The following is an 821-nucleotide window of genomic DNA, read 5'->3' as shown; positions in this document are numbered from 1 at the left end:
TAAAGCTCGGACATACTGATACTATTACTTTAAAAAAGGGACGTGATCAGTATGGAAAAGCAAAATTTGTTCAAGTGGAAACATTATCAACCTGACATTATTTTATTAACAGTGAGATGGTACCTACGGTACAACCTTAGTTTTCGTAACTTGGTGGAAATGATGGAAGAACGCGGCTTATCGATGGCTCACACAACGATTATGCGTTGGGTTCATCAATATGGACCGGAATTAGATGAAAGGGTAAGACCTCATCTTAAGCTAACAAATGATTCCTGGAGAGTCGATGAAACGTATATCAAAGTAAAAGGTCAGTGGATGTATCTATATCGTGCAGTGGACTCCGAAGGAAACACCATTGATTTTTATCTTAGCAAAAATAGAAATACCCAATCAGCCAAGTGCTTTTTCAAAAAAGCCTTGGCTTCTTCGCATGTGTCCTTCCCTCGCGTGATCACAGTCGATAAGAATCCAGCGTATCCTGTAGCCATTCAAGAGTTACAAGAAGAAAAAAGCATGCCTTCTGGCACGCAAATAAGACAACAAAAGTATTTGAATAACATCATCGAACAAGACTATCGCTTTATAAAGAAGCGAGTTCGTTCTATGCTAGGATTGAAATCGTTTCGAACTGCCAAAAAGATATTGAGTGGTATGGAAGCGATGCATATGCTTCGAAAGAAGCAAGTTTTCTTAGGGGAGAAGTCTGTCCAAAACCTGAAAGAATTTATATATCAATTGTTTGGGCTTACAGCATAAAGAAGGATTCCGAAAGGAATCTATTCATTTTTTCAAACTGTTATTGTATTTGCACCAGAACC

The 821-nt window shown here is 38.2% G+C and carries 1 protein-coding gene; it reads left to right on the top strand.

Features of this window, described 5'->3' with window-relative positions:
* Positions 1-51 precede the first annotated feature (51 nt).
* Positions 52-759 (top strand): IS6 family transposase, encoded by a 708-nt coding sequence (locus tag K9V48_RS28245; protein ID WP_224142335.1) that lies wholly within the window; start codon positions 52-54, stop codon positions 757-759.
* Positions 760-821 lie beyond the last annotated feature (62 nt).

It is taken from the genome of Metabacillus rhizolycopersici, from assembly GCF_020075705.1.
Note: the sequence above shows the minus strand (reverse complement) of the source record. Positions and strands in the feature narration are given on the sequence as shown.

Bases quoted from the DNA above. Each gene is read 5' to 3' on its own strand.
- K9V48_RS28245 (WP_224142335.1), top strand. From the start codon at position 52: ATGGAAAAGCAAAATTTGTTCAAGTGGAAACATTATCAACCTGACATT.